Genomic DNA, 20,763 nt, shown 5'->3' with positions numbered 1-20,763 from the left:
ATGCACCTCACGCTTCGCTACCAGGAAACGGCCCAGCGGCCGGCGTGCGCAACTCTTTTGCGCGGCGATGCAGCAGCCTGGCTGCGCGAAATCGGGCGTTGGAACCTGACCGCCGGGCAGTTGAGCTGCTACCTGGTGCCCGAGTCCATTCGCTCGGTGCAGCCAGCGGGCCTGTTTGTGATAGTGAAGGACGGCAGCCCATTGCCCCCCGATTTGCTTGAGCCCTACGGCGCGGTGGCCGGGCGGCTCTACGTGCCCGTGCAGGCCACGCTTTGGCCTGCCACCACGGCGGCCGAGCTGGCCGGAGCCCTGCTCTGGCCCCGCCAGCTGCTGCATCCCGCCATCGGGCTAGTCGGGTTCGATAGTACCGATGAAATTGACTTGACGAGTCTGCTCGATTGCGCCGCGCCGCGCCTCACCGACTGGAGCCGAGCCCAGCCGGGCCTCGCCCCCAAGCCCCGACTGGAGCGTGTGCGCGTGCTGGCGCCCACGGTGGCCGAGGTGGTGGAGTCGTTTCAACAGGAAATTGGCACCGTGCCACTTACGGCGCTGCCGGGCGCGGCCGATGCCCGCCCCAACCTACTGAAACGGGCACTCGATAGCGTGCGGCGGGGACTGCTGAAATTTTTCCTAGCTCTTCTGCAATGGGGGCCTGCTCCTGTGCTGGGCCAGGCGGGGCGTGCCATCGGCGCCGTGCTGCTGGCGGTGCTGGGCATTGTGCTGGTGGTCGGGCTGCTGGGCCGGATGGGGAGCGGTGGTGGAGGCGGCCTGATTGTGCCCCTGACAATTCTGCTGGTGCGCCTGTTGATGCGCGCCAAAAACAACGCGGGCAGCGGGTCGCGCCCACCGGCCACGAACCGACCGGTATCCAGCCAGCCGGGCGTGTTTCAGCGCCTGGAAAACTGGCTGGGCGGCCGCATCCACGACCTGGAGCAGAATCGGCAGAACGAGATTGAGCGGCTGCTACGCCTGTTTGGCGACAACATGGACGAGGCGCTGAAATACGCCATTCCGCTGAACAGCCCCTATATGAACCGGGGCGAAGCGCCCCAGTCGGCTTGGCTGGGCCGGCGCCTCACCGATTTCAACCTCGGTGGCCTGGGCGGGGGCAGCCGGGTCGATGCGTGGGATTTGGGGGCTTACCGCCACAACCTGGGCCTGCAATACCGCGCCGCCGCCACCCGCGAAGTAGAGGCTGGCCGCTTCAAAAAAGCCGCCTACATCTACGCGCACCTGCTGGGCGACTACCAAGCCGCCGCCAATGCCTTGGACCAGGGCGGGTTCTGCCGCGAAGCTGCCGCCCTCTTCAAAGACCACCTGCACAACCTGCCCGCCGCCGCCAAGTGCCTCGAAAACGGTGGCCTGCTGCTCGAAGCCGCTGAGCTTTACGCCGAGCTCAAAGAGCACGAAAAAGCCGGCGACCTGCACCAGCGCCTGGAGCAGCCCGTGCTAGCCGCCCGCCACTACGAGCGCGGCGTCAACCTCTTCCTCGACAACGACGACCACCCCGCCGCCGCCCGCCTGCTGGCCGACAAGCTGGCCGCCCGCGCCCGCGCCCAGGAGGTGCTGCTGCAGGGCTGGGCCAGCCCGAAACAGCCGGAGGTGTGCCTCCGGCAGTATTTCGACGTGCTGGCTGCTGCGCCCGAAGCCGACCTGCGCCCGCACGTGCAGAACATTTACCGCAACCACACGGCCGTCGGGCGGCGCGTACCCCTGCTGCACGTCCTCGCCACCGTCAACGAAAAGCACGCCACGCCGGAGCTGCGGGCCGCCACGCTGGAAATTGCCTACGAAGTGGTGAGCGCCGAGGCCGAAGCTGGCAATGCCAGCCCCTTGGCCCTGCTGCGCAACTTCCTGCCCGACGACCGGCTCATTGCCGCCGACTGCAGCCGCTACGCCACGCGCCAGCCGCGTCCGGCGGCGTCCGTAAGCAACCCGTCGGTTCAGGGGGTCAGCGCGCAGCTCGATGCCACCATTGAATGGATAAGCGCGGTGACGCACGGCCACCAATGGGTGGCCATCGGCACGCGCGACGACCGGCTGCACCTGGCCCGCGGCAACTGGTATGGCAATGTGGAGTACTACTCCTGGCTGGCCGATATGAACGGGGTATACGTGCTGCTCATCGCCGACGAGCGGCATGGCAACCGCATGCTCCTCCGGACGTCGGCGGCGCTGGCCCTGGAAACCAAGTATCTGCCCAAAAACAAGCATTTCCCCATCGCCCTCACCGTGGAATGCCCCGCTTGGCTGCCCCGCTGGCCCGTGCGCGTGGCGCTGCTGCCGAGTGGAGTTACGGCTGCGGCCTGGCGGGAGGGCACGACCATCACCGTGCAGCGGTACTTGGCAGGTGGTCAGCCGTTGGCACCCTTCATAAATGAATTAATGGCCCCCATCAGTGCCGAAGCGGAAGAATGGCCGGCGGAACTGCTGTTTCGGGATGGCGACTACTACAGCTATTGGGGCGATACACTGGTGCAGTGGGCCGAGGGTGGTCGGAGCCGGCTACACAGAATCGAGGAAGGCGCCAGCGGATTTCAACTGGCCGCCTCCCCCTACACGCCGAAGTTGCAACTGGCGGTTTTCACGCAATTCGACCTGCTGCTGTGGGAGCCGCAGCAACGAATCAGCAACGAGCCGCTATCGGTTTACTCCCCCAATTTCATGGTGACCGGCGACATGAAATTCGTGAGCGCGGAACACCTGGTTCTATTGGATGACTCCACAGCCGAGCTGCTTCAAATGCACGAAAACCGCTACGAGCAGGTCCGGTCCATCGAATTGGAAAATACGCCGGTGGCCGTTTTGCCCACCATTAACCGCCAACAGTTCGCCCTGCTGGAAAGTACGGGGCGTATTTCGCTGCATCTTATTAATAACGGCTAAGCGACAAGTGCCCCTACGCTGTTTTTTAGATGTAATGGCGCAAATGGTAGAGGTCTAAGTTCGGCTGATTTTCCCGCCGGGGAGGCCACGGTCGCACTCCTTCGTTAGAGTTTAAGAAACTCATCTCCTCAGCCCATTTCGTAAACTTTGAATCGTAGACGAGTTTCTTAAACTCGACCATGGCCAAAAAAGTCCTTTCCTTCTCCTTGAAAGGAGCGCGGCAGCTGCTAGCCTGGCGGTTCAGTTAAAGGAGCGTTATTCATTTGTTCGTAGACGCAGACATTTTGGGTGTCGCAGCCCCGTACTGCCGGTTAGTCGTCGTTGAGCGTGAGGCCGGGGCCCACGCGCAGTTCGTAGCGGTACGTCGTAGGGCCCCATTCCAACCAGCCTTGCCAAAAGCCGAATTGCGCCTGGAACAGCTGGTTGAGTTCCGGGCCCCGGGGCAGGGAGCGGCGGGCTTGGCCCTGGCGTAGGCGCAGGCTTACGATAGCCGGGAGTTCGAGAGGGTCCGTGTCATCGGGTGGGGAGGATGACCAATACTTTGCCAACTGGAGCGTGTCGCCGGGCATTACTTGGTAGGTAACCTCGCCAGTTGTGTCATTCACCGTGGCGGCGTGCAGGTTTCCTGCTGCGTCGCACCAGGTGGGGTCGCGCGGTGCATATCTATACACCCAGTACCAGCGTCTGCGGTACCAAGCTAAGTAAAAGAATAAGCGTTTAGGGCTTCGCTGAACGGTCGAGTCCAGTAACAGTGAATCAGCTGTTTGCGCCTGGCGCTGCCGGGGCACATCTGCCGGGGCCACTAAGCTTGAGTCGGAAGAGTAGCCCACGCTCACAAGAAGCGTGTCGGCGGTGCGGTTCGTCACGTACGATTCTATCGCATCCATTGGGGGATAGCGGGCTGGCGTACAGGCCAGCAGGCCCACAGAGAAGGCCACTAGTAAGCCGGTCAGCAGGCGCATATAAATACGTATAAAGGTCGTTGGTGACGCATAGGGGGGCAAGGTTGATTCCCCACGCAGCCAAACGTAACCCGCCGGATTCCATGCTTGACCAGCTAGGCAGCTTCGATTCAAAAAAACGGTCGGAATAGTTAAAAACGTTACCGTCGCCGATTCGGCGCCGAATAGGCGAAAGGAGGGAATACTTTCGCTAGGAGGACTACTGAGTGGTGCTACTCCGGTCCTTAGGCAATAGGATGGAATCCCCTTCTGCTGGGACCGCCCCGTAGTACAGTCCATCTACGGCAGCGGCTGGGTTCTCCTGCAAGGAAGGGTAATCGAGCGTTGGCACCCGAAACTGCGGCTCGTCGATGCGCCCGGCAAAGGGAGTTGATACGTACCGGCTATTGCCGTTTTGCACCCGTACCCGCAGCTGGGTGGCAAAGTCCCCAGCGTACTTCTCCATCAAAAACATGACCATCTGCTGCGGCCGGAGCTTGACCGCCCGGTGCCCGTTGCCCGATAAAAGTCCCTTGCTCTCGAGGGGGCGCCACTGGCTCATGCGGTCGCGGGCCTCTTGCACAGCAAAAACACTGCTACCGTTGCCGTACAGGAGCTTGGTGCGGGCCGTGGCGTTGGCCACGTACACCGGGTACGCCGCATGAGCGGGCCAGGCCCCGGGGGTGGGGCAAACCACCTCGCGGGCGTAGTCGGCCACGAGTTCCAGCCCGTCAGTTCCTAAGGAGTCGGCGTGGTCAAGGGCTCGGCAGCTGGGATACCCCTGGATGCAGAGGTCCCCGCCCAAGGAATCGGGCCTGTCTATGGCAATGCGCCGCGCAAAGGCAAACCGACCCACGAGCGGGGGCCAAACCCAGGGAATACTATCCAAGTGCCGCGCACTTGGCTTTTCCACGCCCGCGGCCATGGGCTGAGTAACCTCCTGGTCGAAGTACTCGTCCGCCACCTTTACACCCGTCGCCCTGACGAACTCGCTATCTTTGGTTTTGAAGTAGTGGCGAACACAAATCGTCTTTGGCGCGTTTGGGCTCGTGGTACGCAGGTAGTAGGAAATCGTGGCGGGCGAACGGTCGGTCATCACATCAAGCGTTAAGAAGTCTGACGAAGAAAGACTCAAACACGCCAATCTCGTCAGATGGCTGTACGAAACTATAAACACAAACCGCGTTTAAACGCTCTGAGAGCATATTTTAGCATGGCATTCGACATCACCGGCATGATGGGCAAAGTGAAAGAGCTGCAAGACAAAATGCAGCAGGCCCAGCAGGAAATTCAACACATCACGGCCACGGGCGAAGCCGGCGGCGGAATGGTGCGCGCCACCGCGAACGGCCACCGCAAAATCCTCAAGCTCGAAATCGACGAAACCCTGCTCACCCCGCAGGACCGCGACATGCTGGCCGACCTCGTGGTAGCCGCCGTGAACAAAGCCCTCGACGAAGCTGCCGAGCTGGCCCGCCAGGAGCTCCAACGCAAAACCAGCGGCCTGATGCCCAACGTGCCCGGCCTCGACCTGAGTGGCTTTGGCGCCTAACGTGGGGCCTGTTGGTGCATGCGCCGATGTGGCCATTGTCATTCTGAACTGGAACGGGGCCAGCTTCCTCAGCCGTTTTCTGCCCGGCGTGCTCGCCCACGCCGACGGCGCCCGCGTCATCGTGGCCGACAACGCCTCGACCGACGACTCGGCCGAGGTGCTCTCGCGCGACTTCCCGCAGGTGGAAATGATGCTGTTGGAGCGCAATTTCGGCTTTTGTGAGGGCTACAATCAGGCGCTGGCGCAGGTCGACAGCGAGTTCTTTGTGCTGCTCAACTCTGATGTGGAAGTGACCCTGGGCTGGCTGCGCCCGTTGCGCGCCCTGCTCGAAGCCAATCCGCGCATTGCCGCCGTGCAGCCCAAAATCCTGGCCGCATCCGACCCCACGTATTTTGAATACGCAGGAGCCGGCGGCGGCTACCTCGACCGCCTGGCCTACCCCTTCTGCCGCGGCCGTCTGTTCGACACTCTCGAAAAAGACCACGCCCAGTACGACGACCCGCGCCCCGTGGCCTGGGCCAGTGGCGCCTGTCTGCTGGTGCGCCGCAGCGCCTGGCAAGCCTTGAGCGGCCTAGAGCCCGCCTTTTTCGCTCACATGGAAGAAATCGACTTCTGCTGGCGCCTTCAGAATGCCGGGCACGAGGTGTGGTACCACGGCGGCAGCGCCGTGCACCACGTGGGCGGCGGCACCCTGCCCAAAACCAACCCCCGCAAAACCTACCTCAACTTCCGCAACGGCCTCGCCCTGCTCTACAAAAACGCCGCTCCCGGCGAGTTGCTTTGGGCCATGTGCCAGCGCCTGGTCCTCGACGGCGTAGCCGGCCTGAAGTTCTTGGCCAGCGGCGAGTTTGGCAACTTTTGGGCGGTACTGCGGGCGCACTTCAGTTTCTACGGCAGCTTTGGCTACTGGCGCCAGCGGCGGCGGGCAGCCCGGCCGCACCTGCGCGTGGCCCAGCGGGCGGGCGTGTACAACGGCAGCTTGGTATGGGCTTATTTTGCGCGGGGCAAGCGCAAGTTCAGCGAGTTGGGCCTGCGCTAAGGCGGCGTATTAGTTAGGGATTTTTAGGAGGGTCGTGTTTTGAGGTTCGGCTCAAGCTGGCCGTTTTGCTACTGAACCGCATTTATATTTGACACCTCGGCTTCACCAACGCCACTCCACTTCCCTCCTGTTTGCGATGCAAAAAGCGCTACTTCTGCTACTGGCCAGCGTGTTGCTGGTTTTGATTTCGCTGGGCCCCGCGTCCGCGCAGAGTTTCCACCGCTTCGGCCACGCGAACCGCTCCCACACCAAAAAGGCGGAGCACTCCAACAAACACGTCAAGCACCGCGACAAGAAAAAGGTCAAAAAGAAAAAGCCCGAGAACGACAAGAGCCGGCGCCGCAAAGAAGCCAAGCTGCAAAAGGAACGCCGCGCCGAAGGCGGAAGCGTCCCGTCGGAGGCCGTTGAGCCAGAAAAGGCCGCTGAGCCAGGGAAGAAGGAGGAATAGCCGCTATCTTGGTTGGATGGCTATCCACTGCTGTTTTCTCCTTTATTTTTCCACTTGCTGATGAGTCAGTTGCGCTGGATATTGCTTGCTCCGCTGCTGCTAAGCCACCTCACGCACGCGCAGCGCTGTGTTCCGCACAACTGGCTGTTTGACCGGCAGATAGTGACCCATGATGGCGGGCTGCTGCTCATGCAAACCCAGGTGGGCCCGTTCTACATGCTGTACGCTTACGGGGCCGGCAACGAGCTGGAACTCCACATACTGAACCTGGGCCCAGATGGCCAGACCCGCCACGACTCCGTGCGCCACCTGCTATGGCCCGAATGGAAATACCACTACACCTGGCATCCCGATACCGCCTTGGGCCGCAGCCAACCCCTGCTGACACCTGACACTGTCGGCGGCCTGCACGAGGCCTACCTTTCGGCCCTGACCTGGCGCGCCATCGACCTCGGCTACCGAGGCGGCTGGAACCAGGCCCGGCGGCTCACCAAACTGGAAATTGTCTGGGACCCGATGATGCCCGTTACGGGCCGCCCCATCCTGAGTTGGCAAGCCCGCGACGTAGGCCAACGGGCCAGCCTCCCGCCGGGCTTCGTGCGCAATCCGTTTCCGCGCCGGCTACTCGACCAGCGGTTTCCCTATCTCAAGCCCACCGTGCCAACTTTCACTTTAGCTGGGCCCGACCGCATTCTGCTGCTCGGCGATGCCGCTTACTTGCGGCCTGCCGCCCCAGCCCAGCCGGATAACAACCCAACACCACCCGCCAACTGGCTGGTGCAAGGCCCGAACTGGCAACTGACGTTGGATGGCTACATCGACCTCACGGCTCCATTGGTAAGCATGGCACCCGGCCGACGGCTCTACGTCACCGTCGTGCACAACGAGGTGCGTTCTTGTGCTCCTTTCCAGGATACCTGGCCCATTATTTATTGCATCGACTTGAGGCGCGGCAAAGTGCTGTGGCAACGCCAACCCTCAGAGCGTCAAGAGATAAACAAGAGATAAAATAGACTACAAATCCCACACGGTGCTGCGCTGCTGGCGCATGGCCCGGCGCACGTTCATCCAGAAAGCCCCCGCGAAATAGAGCACGATGGGCGAGCCAAACGTGAAAAACGAGGCGTACACGAACGAGAGCCGTACGCTACGCGTGCTGAACCCCCACTTTTGGGCCAAGGCCGAACACAAACCAAAAGACTGCGTTTCGAGGTAGTCGGTGAAGCGTTTCATGGGCGGTAGCGGCTGGCGAAATACAGATTGTCTGGGCTAAGATAAGGCGTTGGCGGGCCGAGGGCAAGCTCGACCGCGTAATTTCGCCGGCCCGGGCTCGACTAATTGAGCGCCTTGTACGTTGAAAGGGCAGACTTTCGTTTTCCGTTGTTGCATAATTTGATGAATTATTTTTTGCGGCCAGTGGCCCACGGGCTGCTGACAACCACGCTGTTATTGTCGGCTTGCGCCCTGCCGCGGGTGCTGAAGCAGGCCGAAGCCGGCCGCACCGTGGTGGCCCGGCCCACCCCGCTGCTGGCTTCGGGCGAGGCCGTCCCGTTCGAGGTAATCGCCCGGGTGCCAGCCAGCCACCTGCACAAAGGCGTCGCTTACGAGTTGCTGCTGCGCTACCGCTACGAGCACGGCTTGCGCGAAGACACGCTGGGCCGCCTCACCTTCACGTCGGGCAATTACGTGTACGACGACGAGCACAAAGGCCAGCTCATCGCCACCCAAAAATTCAGCATCCCCAACACGCCTGGCCGCAACCCCGGCGAGCTGCTGGCCCACGCCCAAGTGCGCGAGCTGAAAAAAAACGGCAAAGTGCTGCGCGCCGACGCCGACGTGCTGGTGGCCCGCGGCATCGCCGACCCCGCCCGCCTCGTCACCCGCGAAGACACTGTGCTGACGCTGCTGCCCGAGCGCGCCAACAATACCATGAGCGGCACCCGGGTGCTGCCCTTCTATTTCGATGAGGATAAGTGGTTTATCCGCGGCTACCTGGGCACGAACGTGCAGGCGCTGGAGGACCTCATCGATGCCAACCAGCACACCAAGCAAGTCCTCATCATCGCCGGCCACTCGCCCGACTCGACCGACGCGCACAACCGCGCCCTGGCCAGCAAGCGCGTCCGCATGCTGCTCTATTACTACAAGCAGCGCGTGAAAACCTTCTCGTATCTCAATAAGAACGAGGCCATTCGCTACGACACCCTGGCCTACGTGCGCAAGTGGGACACCTTCCTGAGCAAGGTCACGTCCTCGGCCCTCAAGCCCGACCAGATAGATTCGGTGGTTTCCATCATCAACGACACGCGCGGCACGTTTGAGCAGAAAGAAAAGGCGCTGCACAAGCTCACGTATTTCGATTACATCGAAGATTACATCTACCCCGTGTTGCGCTTCGGCACCGTGGCTGTGACCTACACGGCCCCCAAGCGCTACGATTCAGAGGTGTACCTGCTATCGAAAAAGATTGTCGAAAAGCAAATAGAAGCCGACGCCCTCACGCCCGAGGAGTTGCGCTATTCTGCCACGCTCACGCCGCTGCTGGCCGAAAAACAGCGCATCTACGAAGTGGCCGCCGCCAACAACCCCAACAGTTGGGAAGCCTTTCACAACCTGGGTGTGGTGCTGCTGCAGCGCGGCGAGAAAGAGCCTACCGTCAAAACCCAGAAAGCCTATTACCACCGCGCCGCCGTCAACTTCACCCTGGCCGCCCACCGCAACCCCACGGCCGAGTTCTTCTACCACGCCGCCACGGCCTACCACCGCGCCGGCGACCGCCTCGAAGCCCTGCAGAACTACGACTACGCCATCAAGCTGGGTGGCCCGCGCCCGCTGCTGCGCAAGATTTTCTCCGACCGCGCCGCGCTGGAAATCGAAGTAGGCCAGCCCGATGAAGCCCTGCGCAACCTGCAATACGCCGGTCCCTCCTACCAAAACGCCCTCAACAAAGGCCTGATTCTGGTGGGTCGCGAGGGCTACGACCTGGCCTTGGAGCAGTACCGCCTGGCCCAGGCCCTGCGCCCCACCGCCGCCGCACCCGTCTACGGCATGGCCGTGGTGGCCGCCCGCCAGAAGAACGAAGCCCAGATGGGCCAGCTACTCAAGCAAGCCATTGCGCTGGACCGCAGCTACGCCCAGCGCGCCGTCGAGGACCTGGAGTTTCAGGACTACGCGCAGGGCAAGGTATTCCGGGAAGCCTTAAAGTAAGCCCGAATTAGCTTTGGCCCGACGCCCCCGCCTGTCGTAGCTTTGCCAAACGGCTGAAAACCGGCTTTACCCTAAAGAAAACCATGCGTCAAATTCAATTTCGTGAGGCCTTGCGCGAGGCCCTGTCCGAGGAAATGCGCCGCGACCCGCGGGTGTTCCTCATGGGCGAAGAAGTGGCCCAGTACAACGGTGCCTACAAAGTGAGCCAAGGCATGCTCGACGAGTTCGGGCCGGAGCGGGTGATTGATACCCCGATTGCCGAGCTGGGTTTTGCCGGCATCGGCGTGGGCGCCGCCGCCAACGGGTTGATTCCCATCATTGAGTTCATGACCTTCAACTTCTCGTTGGTGGCTATCGACCAGGTGATTAACTCGGCCGCCAAGCTGTATTCGATGTCGGGCGGGCAGTACTCCTGCCCCATCGTATTCCGCGGCCCGACGGGCAACGCCGGCATGCTCAGCAGCCAGCACTCGCAGAACTTCGAAAACTGGTACGCCAACACGCCCGGCCTGAAAGTAGTGGTTCCCTCGAACCCCTACGACGCCAAGGGCCTGCTGAAAGCCGCCATCCGCGACCCCGACCCCGTCATCTTCATGGAATCGGAGCTGATGTACGGCGACAAGGGCGAAGTGCCCGAGGAGGAGTACATACTTGAAATCGGCAAAGCCAACATCGTGCGCCAGGGCAAGCATGTGACCTTGGTGAGCTTCGGCAAAATGATGAAAATTGCTTATGCCGCCGCCGACGAGTTGGCCAAGGAAGGCATTGAGGCCGAAGTAATTGACCTGCGTTCGGTGCGTCCGATAGACTACGACACGTTGGTTGCTTCGGTGAAGAAAACCAACCGCATGGTGGTGATTGAGGAAGCCTGGCCGCTGGCCAGCATTTCGAGTGAGCTGGCCTACATCGTGCAGCGCCGCGCCTTCGACCACCTCGATGCCCCGGTTATCCGCATCACCTGCGCCGACGTGCCCCTGCCCTACGCCCCCACGCTCATCGAAGCCTCGCTGCCCAACGTGGCCCGTGTGGTGAAGGCCGTGAAAGAAGTAACCTACGCCAAGGCTTAATTTTGTCCCTAGCACCCTGCGAAAAGCCCTGCTGGTATTGCCAGCAGGGCTTTTTCTTTTGCTAGTCGAGACTGTAGCGCGGACGCTGTAGTCCGCGGGTCGGTACCGTGAAAATCGTTAGGATTTCCGCCGGGGACGCGGACTACAAAGTCCGCGCTATTGACCGCCAGCTTTTGGTAAATGGCTAGCGCCCGTACCTATTTCGAAAGTTGACGTACCTTTTCCGCACTCCCACCAATTCCAATTCCCACCGCCATGAACCACCGCCTGCACCTCAAACTTGAACAGCTGGAACGCGCCACCGAGCGCCTGCTGGCGTCGGCCGAAGCGCTGGGACCGGACAGCGGCAAGGCGCCTGCACCGGGAAGCTGGTCGGCCAATCAGGTGGTTCACCACTTGTTATTCATTGAGGGCAACATCGTTCAGTACATCCAGAAGAAGATGAATTCCGAGGAAATGCTGCCCAAAGTGGGCTTGCTGACGCGGCTGCGCGCCCGCCTGGTGCGGCTGTTGCTGCGCCTCCCGGGCTTCAAGTATAAGGCCCCGCGCGGCGTAGCTACGCTCACCGACGCCGGCAACCTACCCAGCCTGCCTGAGCTGCGCCAAACCTGGGACACCACCCGCCGCCAGCTTGAGCGCGTGCTGAACGAGTTTCCGGGCCGGCACCTGAACCGGGCCATTTTTCCGCACCCCCGGTCGGGACGTATCACTATTTATCAGGTGATGGACTTTCTGCTCGACCACCTGCTACACCACCAGCAGCAGTTGGGGCGCATTACGAAGGTGTTGCGGCCAGGTGCCACCGTGCGGGCAACGGCCGACGCGCAGGCCTAAAGCACGAGTACCCCGAAGCTCCCGCTTCGGCCCGCTTGAACAACTGGTGTTCGCTCGGGCCGAAGCAGGAGCTTCGGGGTACTCGTGCCATGCGGCGCTACTTGGTTGGGGCTTCGTACACCGGCATCGAGCCAAAGGCCGCGGCCAGCTCGGCGGGCGGCACGGTGAGCTTGCGGCGGTCGAGGTCGAGCCAGGCGCCATCGACGGTGACGGTGGCAGCTACCCGGCCATCGGCTTTGAAAATGGTATGCACAATGGTCCAGCGCGAGCCATCTGCGCTAGCAGAAGCGAGGTGGCCGTTGACGCGAATTTCTTCGCCGATGTTCACTTCTTTCAGGTACTTGGTTTCCTCCCGAAAAAGGATGGGGCCGAGCCGCAACTCAGCAAAGCGTTTCACATCGAAGCCCCACTGGGCCAGGAGTACCACGCGCTGGTCGGCAGCAAAATCGGCGTAGGCGGAGTGGCGCATGTGGCCGTTGGGGTCCATATCGGCCCAGCGGGTACGGTAAGTGACTTCGTTGGTCATGTTTTAATGAATAATGAAAATGAAATGGTCATGCCGAACGCAACCGAGGCATCTCGCGGGCCGATGTAGTTCTTTCGATTGGATTATTACCCCACGCGAGAGGCCTCGGCTGCGCTCGGCATGACGGGTTAGGTGCTCCTTTCCTCCTTAATTTGAAATTGTTAGGCGTACGAGATATTGTTCGTTGTCGTCTTCGCCAATGAAATCGGCGGTGTAGCCGGCGGCTTCGGCGGCGTCGTTGAGCAGGGCGGCATCAATGAAAAGCCAGGGGAAGGGTTCGCCGTCGTGGCCTTTGTAGGTCAGGCGGTACACTACTTCGCCGTAATATGGGCCGTTGAGGTTGATGCGCAGGGCACCATCTTCGTCTTCGTAGAGGTAGCGGATATCGGAGGACGTAGCCAGAATCTGGCCGCCGGGCGCCAGCAACGTGCGGGCGTGCGCCAGGAATTTGTCGAGGCCTTCGAGCGTGCCGGTGAGGCCGAGGCCATTCATGAGTAGCAGAATGGTGTCGTAGGGCAGCTCGGCAGCGGGCCTGGCGCTGAATAAGTCGTGGCGCGCTACATTTTGCACCCCGCGCTCCGACATCACCTGCACAGCGCCGGCCGACACGTCCACGGCTTTCACCTCGAAGCCCCGGCTTTGCAGTTCCAGGCTGTGGCAGCCGGCGCCGGCGCCGAGGTCGAGCACGCGGCCCCGGCTTTCGTCGAGGGACTGGCGCTCCAGCTCGGGCATTTGCAGCACGGTGCGGAAGAAGTAGGCGGCGGGCAGCGGCTCGTCGTCGGCCGCGCTACAATGCACCGTGACAGTAGCAGCTTGGTCGTGGCCGTGGTGGTAGTCGAGCAGGGCCTGGCCCAGGACGTCGGGAGCGGAGGTATTGGTCATAAAGAAGGGGGGCCGAACAAGCGACACGGCGCCGGAGCGACGGCCGGGGCCACTTACGGCGTTTAAGCCGAAAAGTACCCAAAACTTCGCGGGGGCGCCGGCCGTTTGCCTGGTAGCTCGTCTATTTTTCGCTGCCCATGCTCCCTGCCAAACTTCGTAAAGGCCAGTTGCCCACCAAAATCTGCGTCACCTGCGGCCGCCCATTCGAGTACCGCAAAAAATGGCGCGCCAACTGGGACGACGTAAAATATTGCGGCGAGAAGTGCCAGCGCAACCGCCCGGCCAGTAGCCCGGCTGTACCGGCCGCCTGACCTCTTCCGCTCCGGCCCGCATCTTTTTAGTCAGTCGCCCCGTTTTGCCATCAAATCATTCCGCTTAGCTTACCCACTCATGGCCTCCAACCTCGATTACCTGGACCCTGCACTCGTTCCGCTGGAACAAAAAGTAGACGCTTACCTGGAAGCCCAAAAGGCACTCAACCGCGCCGAAGTAGCGCATCAAAATGGCGAAGCCACCCAGGATGTAGCCGGCCTACAAGCCGATTTAGCTCGCTTGGAAGAGGAAATTATCGCCCTACTGCCCACCCGCGACGAATGGCTCAAAGTTAATCTCGGCTACGGGCCCAGCCGTGTAGGCGCCTGGCTCGTGCCCGCGCTCAACGGCGCCCAGGAGCGGTACGAGCTGCGTGTTATTCATTAAGGAATTAGGTTTAAGCTTTACCTGAAGAACGTCGTGCTGAGCGTAGCCGAAGCATCTCTGCCACAATAGTAAATGAATTACTTGTGTGGCAGAGGTGCTTCGGCTACGCTCAGCATGACGTTTTATTTAAATCCCTCATTGAGCCGCAGGCGTTAGTGCCCCGAATCCCAGTCGTAGCCCATTTCGGCCCAGTAGTCTTTCGGCTGAGTATCGACAAAGGCGATGGTGCCGATGCGTTTAATGTGCTTAATGCCGTATTTGAGGGGTGTGACGAGGCGGAGCGGGGCGCCATGCTCGGGCGTAAGCGGTTTGCCGTTCATCTCGTAGCACAGCAGCGTTTGGGAGTGCAGCACGGTGTCCATGTCGAGGCCGACGTAGTATTTCCCGTCGGGCGTATCGACGGCGGCGTAGGGCGCCAGGTCGGCCGGCGGGTTGAGTGGGTCAGCGGGGCGGCCGCTACGAGTAGCCAAGGGGTATTTGGCCAGGAAATCGGACAACCGGGCGCCGGCCCAATGCACGATGACGCTCCAGCCTTCAATGCACTTAAGCTCCGTCACTATTTGCACTTTGGGCAGCGCCTGAATGTCGGCCAAGGTGAATTCCTGGGTTGTGTCGGAGCCGTAGCTTTGCACGCGCATGCGCCAGGTGGCCGGGTCCAGCTCGCTTTTAAGGCCGTAGGTGCCGTTTTTGCGCGGGGTGCGGGCACGACTGCGGGCGAACTCGGGCGCCAGCCGCGTCTGCTTGTAATAGGCGTGGCTGAGCTGGGCGTTGGCATCAAGCACCTTGCGCACACGGTGCGGTATGCCCTCATCATTGGGCTCGGAAAACAGCCAGCGCCAGCCCCCAAAGCCCGCCAGCCCGGCCAGGCCCAGGCCGATAAAGGAGCGGCGCGAGCGGCGGCGAGCTTCGGCCAGTACCTCGGCCTCGGGGCGCAGGGGCGGCTGGTTCGTAGTCGTATCGGGAGTTTCGTCAGTCATATCGAATGCAGCTACTTGGTTGACGAAAGGGAAGCGTCGGCGGCGGGCAGCGCGGCGGGGCCGGCCTTGATTTCGTGGGTGGCGGGGTCGACTTCTACTATTTCGAAGCCGGCCACCATGGCGCGGAAATTATTCCAGCCGGCCCGCACCACTTGGGCGACGTGCACGATAAAAAACAGCACATAGCCAATGGTGAGCGCAAAGTGGATGATGCGGGCAAACTCATAGCCGCCCAGCAGCTGCGTGAGCCAGCCAAACTGCACCGGCTTATAAATAGCCAGCCCCGTGAGCAACGAGCCCAAACCCATGATAATCACACTGGTGTAGGCAATCTGCTGGGCGCCGTTGTACTTGCGCACCGGCGGGTGCTCCTTGCGCAAACCCAGGTCGAAGAGCGTGACCTGGATGGCTTCTTTAAACGAGTGCCGGTTGGGCAGCAGGTAGCGCCACTCGCCTGAAAACAGCGTGTAGCCCACGTAAAGCAGGCCATTCAGGAAGAACACCCACATCAACACGAAGTGCCAGCTCATGCCCTGTGCCAGCTTGTATTCGAGGTGAAAGGCCTGGTAGAACGACTGCGGGAAGAACTTAAGCAGCGTGGTTTTGCCCCAACCCAGGCGGTACACGTCGTTGGCCCAATAAATCCAGAGCCCGCTCCAAATCATCAGGCTGAGAACGGGAAAGTTGACCCAGTGAAACCAGCGAATGGCCAGCGGGTGCTTTTCAACGAGTTGCTTCATACGCGGCGGGGAGGCGGAAAAATAGAACGCAAGGTACGTCGGCGGGCCAGCCAGCCCCGCCTTTTCAGACGCTCCCAACCGCGCCGCCTTACACCCGGTTTTGGCAAATAAAAAAAGGACGACGCAGCGCGCCGTCCCTTTCCATACCAAAACACCTTAAAAAACTATTCTTTCACGATGAGGCTAACAAGAATTGCACCAAAAGATTCCACGGGTTTTTACTTTTCTTTCAACCCATTTGAAATGTGCAGTTTGTCCTCGCCATATTAACTAAATTGCCGAAAATAATTCGGCCCAATAAAAAAGCCCCGGCATGCGCCGGGGCTTTTTTATTGACTCAGGTATCGGAGGGAAACGGGCGCGCCTAGCGGCCCATCATGCCGCCGCCACCGCCGCGCATGCCGCCCATCATCTTCTGCATCTGGGCCAGGCCGCCCTTGGTCTGGCTGAGCTTGTTCATTTTGCGCATCATCTGGCGCATCTGGTCGAACTGCTTCATCAGGTCGTTCACCTGCTGCAGTTCCGTGCCCGAGCCTTTGGCCAGGCGGCGCTTGCGCGAGGCGTTCAGCAGGTCGGGGTTGGCACGTTCCTGCTTGGTCATGCTGCGGATGATGGCCTCGACGGGCTTGAAGGCGTCGTCGTCGATTTCCACGTCCTTCATGGCCTTGCTCATGCCCGGAATCATGCCCATCAAATCCTTGATGTTGCCCATCTTCTTGATTTGCTCGAGCTGGCCGAGGAAGTCGTTGAAGTCGAACTGGTTTTTGCGAATTTTCTTCTCAATGCGCTTGGCCTCGTCCTCATCGAACTGCTGCTGAGCACGTTCCACCAGCGAAATCACGTCGCCCATGCCCAGGATGCGCTGGGCCATGCGGTCGGGGTAGAACAGGTCGAGCGCGTCCATCTTCTCGCCCGTCGAGATGAACTTGATGGGCTTCTCAACCACCGCCCGAATCGAGAGGGCCGCGCCGCCGCGCGAGTCGCCGTCGAGCTTGGTGAGCACCACGCCGTCGAAATTGAGGCGGTCGTTGAAGGTTTTGGCGGTGTTCACGGCGTCCTGGCCGGTCATGGAGTCCACCACGAACAGCGTTTCGCTGGGGTTGATGGCCGACTTCACCGCCTCAATCTCGCGCATCATCTGCTCGTCCACGGCCAGGCGGCCGGCGGTGTCGATAATCACCACCTTCTTGCCGTTTTTGCGGGCGTAGTCGATGGCGTTGCGCGAGATTTCAACGGGGTTCTTGTTCTCGACTTCCGAGTACACTTCCACGCCGATTTGCTCGCCGAGCACCTTCAGCTGGTCGATGGCGGCGGGGCGGTACACGTCGCAGGCCACCAGCAACGTGTTGCGGCCCTGCTTCTTCACGTAGCTGGCCAGCTTGCCGGCGAAGGTGGTTTTGCCCGAGCCCTGCAGGCCCGAGAGCAGAATCACGGCCGGGTCGCCCTTGATGACGATGTCCTTCTTCTCGCCGCCCATGAGCTCGGTGAGCTCATCGTAGACGATTTTGACCATGAGCTGGCCCGGCGACACGGCCGTGAGCACGTCGCGGCCCATGGCTGCATCCTTGATTTTGTCGGTTACCTCTTTGGCAACCTTGTAGTTAACGTCGGCATCGACCAGGGCGCGGCGGATTTCCTTGATGGTGGCCGCGACGTTGATTTCCGAGATGCTGCCCTGACCTTTCAGGGTTTTTATCGCCCGGTCGAGCTTATTGGAGAGACTATCGAACATTGATTCGCTGGGTTGAGCGGGAAAGACGGGGAAGCTGACCGCGGGCACCGAGCCGCGCCAAATCAGGCAGTTATTGAACCCCAAAAGTAACCACAAAAGGCCGAAAACCGGCAAAGCACGTACCTTCGCGGCCCGCCTGCCCTCCCCTGCTGTTCCGTGTCCGCTTCCCGTCCGCTGCGCCTGCTTGTCATCACCTATTATTGGCCGCCTTCGGGCGGGGCTGGCGTGCAGCGCTGCCTCAAGTTCGTGAAGCATTTGGGCCATTTCAACGTGGAGCCCACCGTGATAACCGTGGACCCGGCCCAGGCCAGCTACCCCGTGCGCGACGAAAGCCTGTTGGCCGAGGTGCCGCCCGGCGTGCGCGTCATCCGCACGGGAACCACCGAACCGTTTGAGAGCTATAAGAAGCTGACTGGCCGGGCCGTACCCTACGGCGGCTTCGCCAACGAAGGCAAGCCGGGCGCCATGCAAAAGGCCCTGCGCTTCGTGCGCGGCAACCTGTTCATTCCGGACCCGCGCCGGGGCTGGAACCGCCATGCGCTGGCCGCCGTGGAGCAACTGCTGGCCGCCGGCGAGCAATTCGACGCCGTGCTCACGTCTTCACCGCCGCACTCTACCCAGCTCATCGGGCTGGAACTGAAGAAGCGCCACGGCCTGCGCTGGCTGGCCGACATGCGCGACCCCTGGACGGACATTTACTATTACAAGGACCTGCACCACATGCCGTTTGCCGCCTGGCTCGATGCGCGCTACGAGCGGCAGGTGCTGACGCAGGCCGATACCGTGCTGGTGACCTCGCCCGAAACCAAGCGGCTGTTTATGGCCAAGCTGCCGGAACTGGCGTCTACCAAATTCCAAGTGCTGCCCAACGGCTACGACGAAACGGATTTTCGCCTACCCTCGCAGCCGCCCACGGACTGCCTGCGCATCACGCACACGGGCACCATCACGGAGCTATATCATATTGATTGCCTGCTGGAAGCCCTGGCCAGCTGCGCCGCCCGCCACCCTGACGTGCCGCTGCGGCTGCGCTTCGTGGGTCAGGTATCGGCCCAGCTGCGCCAGCAGGTTGAGCGGGCCGGACTGTTGGCGGCCACGGAGTTTATTCCTTTCGTGCCGCACGACCAGTCGGTGGAATACCTGCTCAGCTCCTCGGTGCTGCTGATGGCCATTCCCGACGTGCCGCGCAATTTTGGCATCCTGCCGGGCAAAATTTTTGAGTATCTCGCGGCCAACAAGCCCATTCTGTGCGTGGGCCCGGCCGGCTCCGACGCCGACAACCTACTCCAGGAATGCGAGGCGGGCCAGGCTTTGCCTTACCGCAACTCAGCTTTGATGCTGGAAACCTTGGAAGCGCTGGTGGCCCAGTGGCGCCAGAATTCCAACCTCGACCTGCCCGCCGTAAGCCACTCCCGCTACTCGCGCCGCGCCCTGGCCGGGCGGCTGGCCGACATTGCCCGCAGCTAAATTTTGGACGATGCACGATTTGGACGACCCACGATGATAAGCAGAAGCCTTTTCCTACGGCCGCTGCCCCTGGCATTGGCGGGCTTGCTGCTGTTTCTGTTGACTTTTTTGCTACTGGGCAGCCACAGCTACCTCATCATTCACGACAACCTCGACACCGAAATTGCTAGCCCCTACCTGCTGAATAAATTTCATGTCGTGTTCGATTACCGGCCCACTACGCTGATTCCCAGCATCATGAACGGGCTGCCGCGCAACGCCCTGCGCTCGGGCCTGAGCCCGACGGTGTGGCTGTTTGGGGTACTGCCGCCGTGGGCGGCGTACCTCGTCAATCAGGCGCTAGTGCGGCTGCTGGGGCTATTGGGCATGTGGGCGCTATTACGGAGGCGCTGGCTGCCGGAGCCGGGGCAGCGCGGGCTGGCGGCCGGACTGGCCCTGGCCTGGGCCACGCTGCCCATCTACTCCATTTATGGGCTGACGGTACTGGGCCAGCCGGCGCTACTGCTGGCCGTGCTGCGCCTGCGCGCTGGTCGCGGGCGCTGGTGGGACTGGTTGCTGGTGGCGGCATTTCCGGTGTGGTCGTTTTTTGTGTTCGTGGGGCCATTTGTTGGGGCCGCGTTGGCCGGGCTAGCGCTCTACGATTTTTGGCACGGGCGGCAAGCGGCGGCGCTTAAGGTGGGCCTGGCTACAGGCTTGCTGATGGCGATGTATGTGGTGGTTGAATGGCCGCTATTCTACTCTTTGCTAGTAGCGCAGCAGTTTGTTTCGCACCGCGTCGAGCACGACTTGTTGCAGGAAACTCAGTTGGGACTCATCTCTGGCCTGCGACAGTCGTTTAACTTCCTAGTGCTAGGCCAATACCATTCCAGCCAGTTTTTTCGGGGAGCTGTTGCGCTGGCGGTGATGGCGGCGCTGGCGTGGGCACCGGGCGGCTGGCGGCCGGCCGCGCGTAAGCTGGCGCCATGGCTGCTGGGCATCGTGGGCGTGAGTATTTTTTGCGGGTTCGTATTGCAGGGCGTGGCCTTGGTGCAACATCAGTTGCCTTTGCTACACGCCTTCAATCTCACGCGGCTGGGGTTTCTGCTGCCGCTGGCGTGCTTTGGCGTGCTGGCGCTGTGCCTGCGTCTGCTGCCGGCCGGCCGGCATTCCGTTACCACCGGGTTAGTTGGCCTGCAGTTGCTTACCGGCCTGGCCATGAATACCGAATGGAGCAACAATCTGCGCGAGCTGGCCGGCCGGCCTAAGCCGCACGAGCCCAACTATGCCCGCTACGTGGCCGCGCCGCTTTTCAACACCATCAAAACATACCTCGCCCGCCGCACCGGGCTGCCGCCGAGCGGCTACCGGGTAGGCTGCTTAGGCTTTGCGCCGGCCGTGGCGCAGCTCAACGATTTTTACACCCTCGACAGCAACCAGAACAGCTACCCGCTGCCCTACAAGCACCAGTTCCGGCCCCTCATCGCCGGCGAGCTGGCCAAAGACGATGCCTTGCGCTCCTACTTCGATGCCTGGGGCAACCGCTGCTATTTTTTCTCGCACGAGTTGGGGCGCAATTTCCTAGTGCCGGCTACGCCCGTGCGCACCGTGCAGGCATGGGCCCTCGATGCCCGGGCGTTTCAACGCTTAGGCGGCCGGTTCATTCTGAGCGCGGCGCGGCTGGCCACACCCGCCCACAGCGGCCTGCAGCCGGTGGCCGATTTCGCCCACCCCGACGCCTACTGGCATATTTACGTGTACGAAGTGGCGGCAGCCGCCCGGTAACAACC

20 protein-coding genes are annotated in these 20,763 nt (G+C 61.6%); 12 read left to right on the top strand and 8 right to left on the bottom strand.

All coding sequences use genetic code 11. From position 1 onward, the window contains the following. Nucleotides 1–2,886: a bpX3 domain-containing protein gene (locus Q5H92_RS13055; RefSeq protein WP_305011974.1), complete on the top strand. Its 2,886-nt coding sequence runs from the start codon at nucleotides 1–3 to the stop codon at nucleotides 2,884–2,886. 311 nt (nucleotides 2,887–3,197) lie between these two features. On the opposite strand, the gene Q5H92_RS13050 is transcribed toward Q5H92_RS13055, so the two are convergent. Then, complete coding sequence (locus Q5H92_RS13050) at nucleotides 3,198–3,848, bottom strand: hypothetical protein (protein WP_305011973.1); 651 nt, start codon at nucleotides 3,846–3,848, stop codon at nucleotides 3,198–3,200. Nucleotides 3,849–4,047: 199 nt separating this feature from the next. Beyond that, nucleotides 4,048–4,923, bottom strand: coding sequence for a hypothetical protein (locus Q5H92_RS13045; RefSeq protein WP_305011972.1), 876 nt, complete (start codon nucleotides 4,921–4,923; stop codon nucleotides 4,048–4,050). Between the two features lie 117 nt (nucleotides 4,924–5,040). Between Q5H92_RS13045 and Q5H92_RS13040 the strand changes: the two genes are divergently transcribed. The 4 genes from Q5H92_RS13040 to Q5H92_RS13025 all read left to right on the top strand — a co-directional run bounded on the left by Q5H92_RS13040 (nucleotide 5,041) and on the right by Q5H92_RS13025 (nucleotide 7,874). Continuing rightward, a complete protein-coding gene (locus tag Q5H92_RS13040) occupies nucleotides 5,041–5,379 on the top strand; it encodes a YbaB/EbfC family nucleoid-associated protein (RefSeq protein ID WP_198070429.1) in 339 nt (112 codons plus the stop codon). Nucleotides 5,380–5,407: 28 nt separating this feature from the next. Beyond that, nucleotides 5,408–6,418 carry a glycosyltransferase family 2 protein gene (locus Q5H92_RS13035; protein WP_369811143.1) on the top strand — a complete coding sequence of 337 codons (1,011 nt, stop codon included), beginning with the start codon at nucleotides 5,408–5,410 and terminating at the stop codon, nucleotides 6,416–6,418. 136 nt (nucleotides 6,419–6,554) lie between these two features. Further along, complete coding sequence (locus tag Q5H92_RS13030) at nucleotides 6,555–6,866, top strand: hypothetical protein (RefSeq protein ID WP_305011971.1); 312 nt, start codon at nucleotides 6,555–6,557, stop codon at nucleotides 6,864–6,866. A 60-nt stretch (nucleotides 6,867–6,926) separates the two neighbouring features. After that, nucleotides 6,927–7,874 (top strand): hypothetical protein, encoded by a 948-nt coding sequence (locus Q5H92_RS13025; RefSeq protein ID WP_305011970.1) that lies wholly within the window; start codon nucleotides 6,927–6,929, stop codon nucleotides 7,872–7,874. A 6-nt stretch (nucleotides 7,875–7,880) separates the two neighbouring features. Here the strand turns inward: Q5H92_RS13025 and Q5H92_RS13020 are convergent, their stop codons facing one another. After that, the gene (locus Q5H92_RS13020; protein ID WP_046242767.1) at nucleotides 7,881–8,099 is read right to left on the bottom strand and encodes a PspC domain-containing protein; all 219 of its coding nucleotides are present in this window, start codon (nucleotides 8,097–8,099) and stop codon (nucleotides 7,881–7,883) included. A 162-nt stretch (nucleotides 8,100–8,261) separates the two neighbouring features. On the opposite strand from Q5H92_RS13020, the gene Q5H92_RS13015 reads away from it, so the two are divergent. The 3 genes from Q5H92_RS13015 (at nucleotide 8,262) to Q5H92_RS13005 (ending at nucleotide 11,974) form a co-directional block, all read left to right on the top strand. Then, nucleotides 8,262–10,073, top strand: coding sequence for a tetratricopeptide repeat protein (locus Q5H92_RS13015; RefSeq protein ID WP_305011969.1), 1,812 nt, complete (start codon nucleotides 8,262–8,264; stop codon nucleotides 10,071–10,073). Between the two features lie 83 nt (nucleotides 10,074–10,156). Next, complete coding sequence (locus Q5H92_RS13010; RefSeq protein WP_305011968.1) at nucleotides 10,157–11,140, top strand: pyruvate dehydrogenase complex E1 component subunit beta; 984 nt, start codon at nucleotides 10,157–10,159, stop codon at nucleotides 11,138–11,140. 255 nt (nucleotides 11,141–11,395) lie between these two features. Next, nucleotides 11,396–11,974: a DinB family protein gene (locus Q5H92_RS13005; protein ID WP_305011967.1), complete on the top strand. Its 579-nt coding sequence runs from the start codon at nucleotides 11,396–11,398 to the stop codon at nucleotides 11,972–11,974. Between the two features lie 97 nt (nucleotides 11,975–12,071). Here Q5H92_RS13005 and Q5H92_RS13000 read toward each other — a convergent pair whose 3' ends face one another. Together Q5H92_RS13000 and Q5H92_RS12995 are read right to left on the bottom strand one after the other, a co-directional pair. Further along, entirely contained in the window at nucleotides 12,072–12,500 is a 429-nt protein-coding gene (locus Q5H92_RS13000; RefSeq protein WP_305011966.1) for an acyl-CoA thioesterase, read from the bottom strand. A gap of 147 nt (nucleotides 12,501–12,647) precedes the next feature. Then, nucleotides 12,648–13,382, bottom strand: coding sequence for a class I SAM-dependent methyltransferase (locus Q5H92_RS12995; protein WP_305011965.1), 735 nt, complete (start codon nucleotides 13,380–13,382; stop codon nucleotides 12,648–12,650). 137 nt (nucleotides 13,383–13,519) lie between these two features. Here Q5H92_RS12995 and Q5H92_RS12990 point away from each other — a divergent pair, with 137 nt between their 5' ends. After that, a complete protein-coding gene (locus tag Q5H92_RS12990) occupies nucleotides 13,520–13,693 on the top strand; it encodes a DUF2256 domain-containing protein (RefSeq protein ID WP_305011964.1) in 174 nt (57 codons plus the stop codon). Between the two features lie 79 nt (nucleotides 13,694–13,772). Continuing rightward, nucleotides 13,773–14,081 carry a hypothetical protein gene (locus Q5H92_RS12985; RefSeq protein WP_305011963.1) on the top strand — a complete coding sequence of 103 codons (309 nt, stop codon included), beginning with the start codon at nucleotides 13,773–13,775 and terminating at the stop codon, nucleotides 14,079–14,081. 152 nt (nucleotides 14,082–14,233) lie between these two features. On the opposite strand, the gene Q5H92_RS12980 is transcribed toward Q5H92_RS12985, so the two are convergent. From Q5H92_RS12980 to ffh, 3 genes are all read right to left on the bottom strand, one after another. After that, the gene (locus tag Q5H92_RS12980; protein ID WP_305011962.1) at nucleotides 14,234–15,058 is read right to left on the bottom strand and encodes a molybdopterin-dependent oxidoreductase; all 825 of its coding nucleotides are present in this window, start codon (nucleotides 15,056–15,058) and stop codon (nucleotides 14,234–14,236) included. An 11-nt stretch (nucleotides 15,059–15,069) separates the two neighbouring features. After that, the gene (locus Q5H92_RS12975; protein ID WP_305011961.1) at nucleotides 15,070–15,798 is read right to left on the bottom strand and encodes a cytochrome b/b6 domain-containing protein; all 729 of its coding nucleotides are present in this window, start codon (nucleotides 15,796–15,798) and stop codon (nucleotides 15,070–15,072) included. A gap of 364 nt (nucleotides 15,799–16,162) precedes the next feature. Then, entirely contained in the window at nucleotides 16,163–17,530 is a 1,368-nt protein-coding gene (gene ffh, locus Q5H92_RS12970) for a signal recognition particle protein (protein WP_305011960.1), read from the bottom strand. A gap of 156 nt (nucleotides 17,531–17,686) precedes the next feature. Between ffh and Q5H92_RS12965 the strand changes: the two genes are divergently transcribed. Together Q5H92_RS12965 and Q5H92_RS12960 are read left to right on the top strand one after the other, a co-directional pair. Beyond that, entirely contained in the window at nucleotides 17,687–18,997 is a 1,311-nt protein-coding gene (locus tag Q5H92_RS12965) for a glycosyltransferase family 4 protein (protein ID WP_305011959.1), read from the top strand. A 33-nt stretch (nucleotides 18,998–19,030) separates the two neighbouring features. Further along, complete coding sequence (locus Q5H92_RS12960; RefSeq protein WP_305011958.1) at nucleotides 19,031–20,758, top strand: DUF6044 family protein; 1,728 nt, start codon at nucleotides 19,031–19,033, stop codon at nucleotides 20,756–20,758. Nucleotides 20,759–20,763 lie beyond the last annotated feature (5 nt).

Origin of the sequence: Hymenobacter mellowenesis (assembly GCF_030581005.1) — a bacterium.
In the GTDB taxonomy this organism is placed as follows: Bacteria; Bacteroidota; Bacteroidia; order Cytophagales; family Hymenobacteraceae; genus Hymenobacter; species Hymenobacter mellowenesis.
This window is presented reverse-complemented; position numbering and strand designations above follow the sequence as displayed.

Excerpts from the sequence above, each read along its gene's own strand:
- Q5H92_RS12960 (WP_305011958.1), top strand. The coding sequence starts at position 19,031 with ATGATAAGCAGAAGCCTTTTCCTACGGCCGCTGCCCCTGGCATTGGCG.
- Q5H92_RS13050 (WP_305011973.1), bottom strand. The coding sequence starts at position 3,848 with ATGCGCCTGCTGACCGGCTTACTAGTGGCCTTCTCTGTGGGCCTGCTG.
- Q5H92_RS12995 (WP_305011965.1), bottom strand. The coding sequence starts at position 13,382 with ATGACCAATACCTCCGCTCCCGACGTCCTGGGCCAGGCCCTGCTCGAC.
- Q5H92_RS13000 (WP_305011966.1), bottom strand. The coding sequence starts at position 12,500 with ATGACCAACGAAGTCACTTACCGTACCCGCTGGGCCGATATGGACCCC.
- ffh (WP_305011960.1), bottom strand. The coding sequence starts at position 17,530 with ATGTTCGATAGTCTCTCCAATAAGCTCGACCGGGCGATAAAAACCCTG.
- Q5H92_RS13045 (WP_305011972.1), bottom strand. The coding sequence starts at position 4,923 with ATGACCGACCGTTCGCCCGCCACGATTTCCTACTACCTGCGTACCACG.
- Q5H92_RS13025 (WP_305011970.1), top strand. The coding sequence starts at position 6,927 with ATGAGTCAGTTGCGCTGGATATTGCTTGCTCCGCTGCTGCTAAGCCAC.
- Q5H92_RS12990 (WP_305011964.1), top strand. The coding sequence starts at position 13,520 with ATGCTCCCTGCCAAACTTCGTAAAGGCCAGTTGCCCACCAAAATCTGC.
- Q5H92_RS13040 (WP_198070429.1), top strand. The coding sequence starts at position 5,041 with ATGGCATTCGACATCACCGGCATGATGGGCAAAGTGAAAGAGCTGCAA.
- Q5H92_RS13010 (WP_305011968.1), top strand. The coding sequence starts at position 10,157 with ATGCGTCAAATTCAATTTCGTGAGGCCTTGCGCGAGGCCCTGTCCGAG.
- Q5H92_RS13030 (WP_305011971.1), top strand. The coding sequence starts at position 6,555 with ATGCAAAAAGCGCTACTTCTGCTACTGGCCAGCGTGTTGCTGGTTTTG.
- Q5H92_RS12985 (WP_305011963.1), top strand. The coding sequence starts at position 13,773 with ATGGCCTCCAACCTCGATTACCTGGACCCTGCACTCGTTCCGCTGGAA.
- Q5H92_RS13015 (WP_305011969.1), top strand. The coding sequence starts at position 8,262 with ATGAATTATTTTTTGCGGCCAGTGGCCCACGGGCTGCTGACAACCACG.
- Q5H92_RS13020 (WP_046242767.1), bottom strand. The coding sequence starts at position 8,099 with ATGAAACGCTTCACCGACTACCTCGAAACGCAGTCTTTTGGTTTGTGT.
- Q5H92_RS13055 (WP_305011974.1), top strand. The coding sequence starts at position 1 with ATGCACCTCACGCTTCGCTACCAGGAAACGGCCCAGCGGCCGGCGTGC.
- Q5H92_RS12980 (WP_305011962.1), bottom strand. The coding sequence starts at position 15,058 with ATGACTGACGAAACTCCCGATACGACTACGAACCAGCCGCCCCTGCGC.
- Q5H92_RS12975 (WP_305011961.1), bottom strand. The coding sequence starts at position 15,798 with ATGAAGCAACTCGTTGAAAAGCACCCGCTGGCCATTCGCTGGTTTCAC.
- Q5H92_RS13005 (WP_305011967.1), top strand. The coding sequence starts at position 11,396 with ATGAACCACCGCCTGCACCTCAAACTTGAACAGCTGGAACGCGCCACC.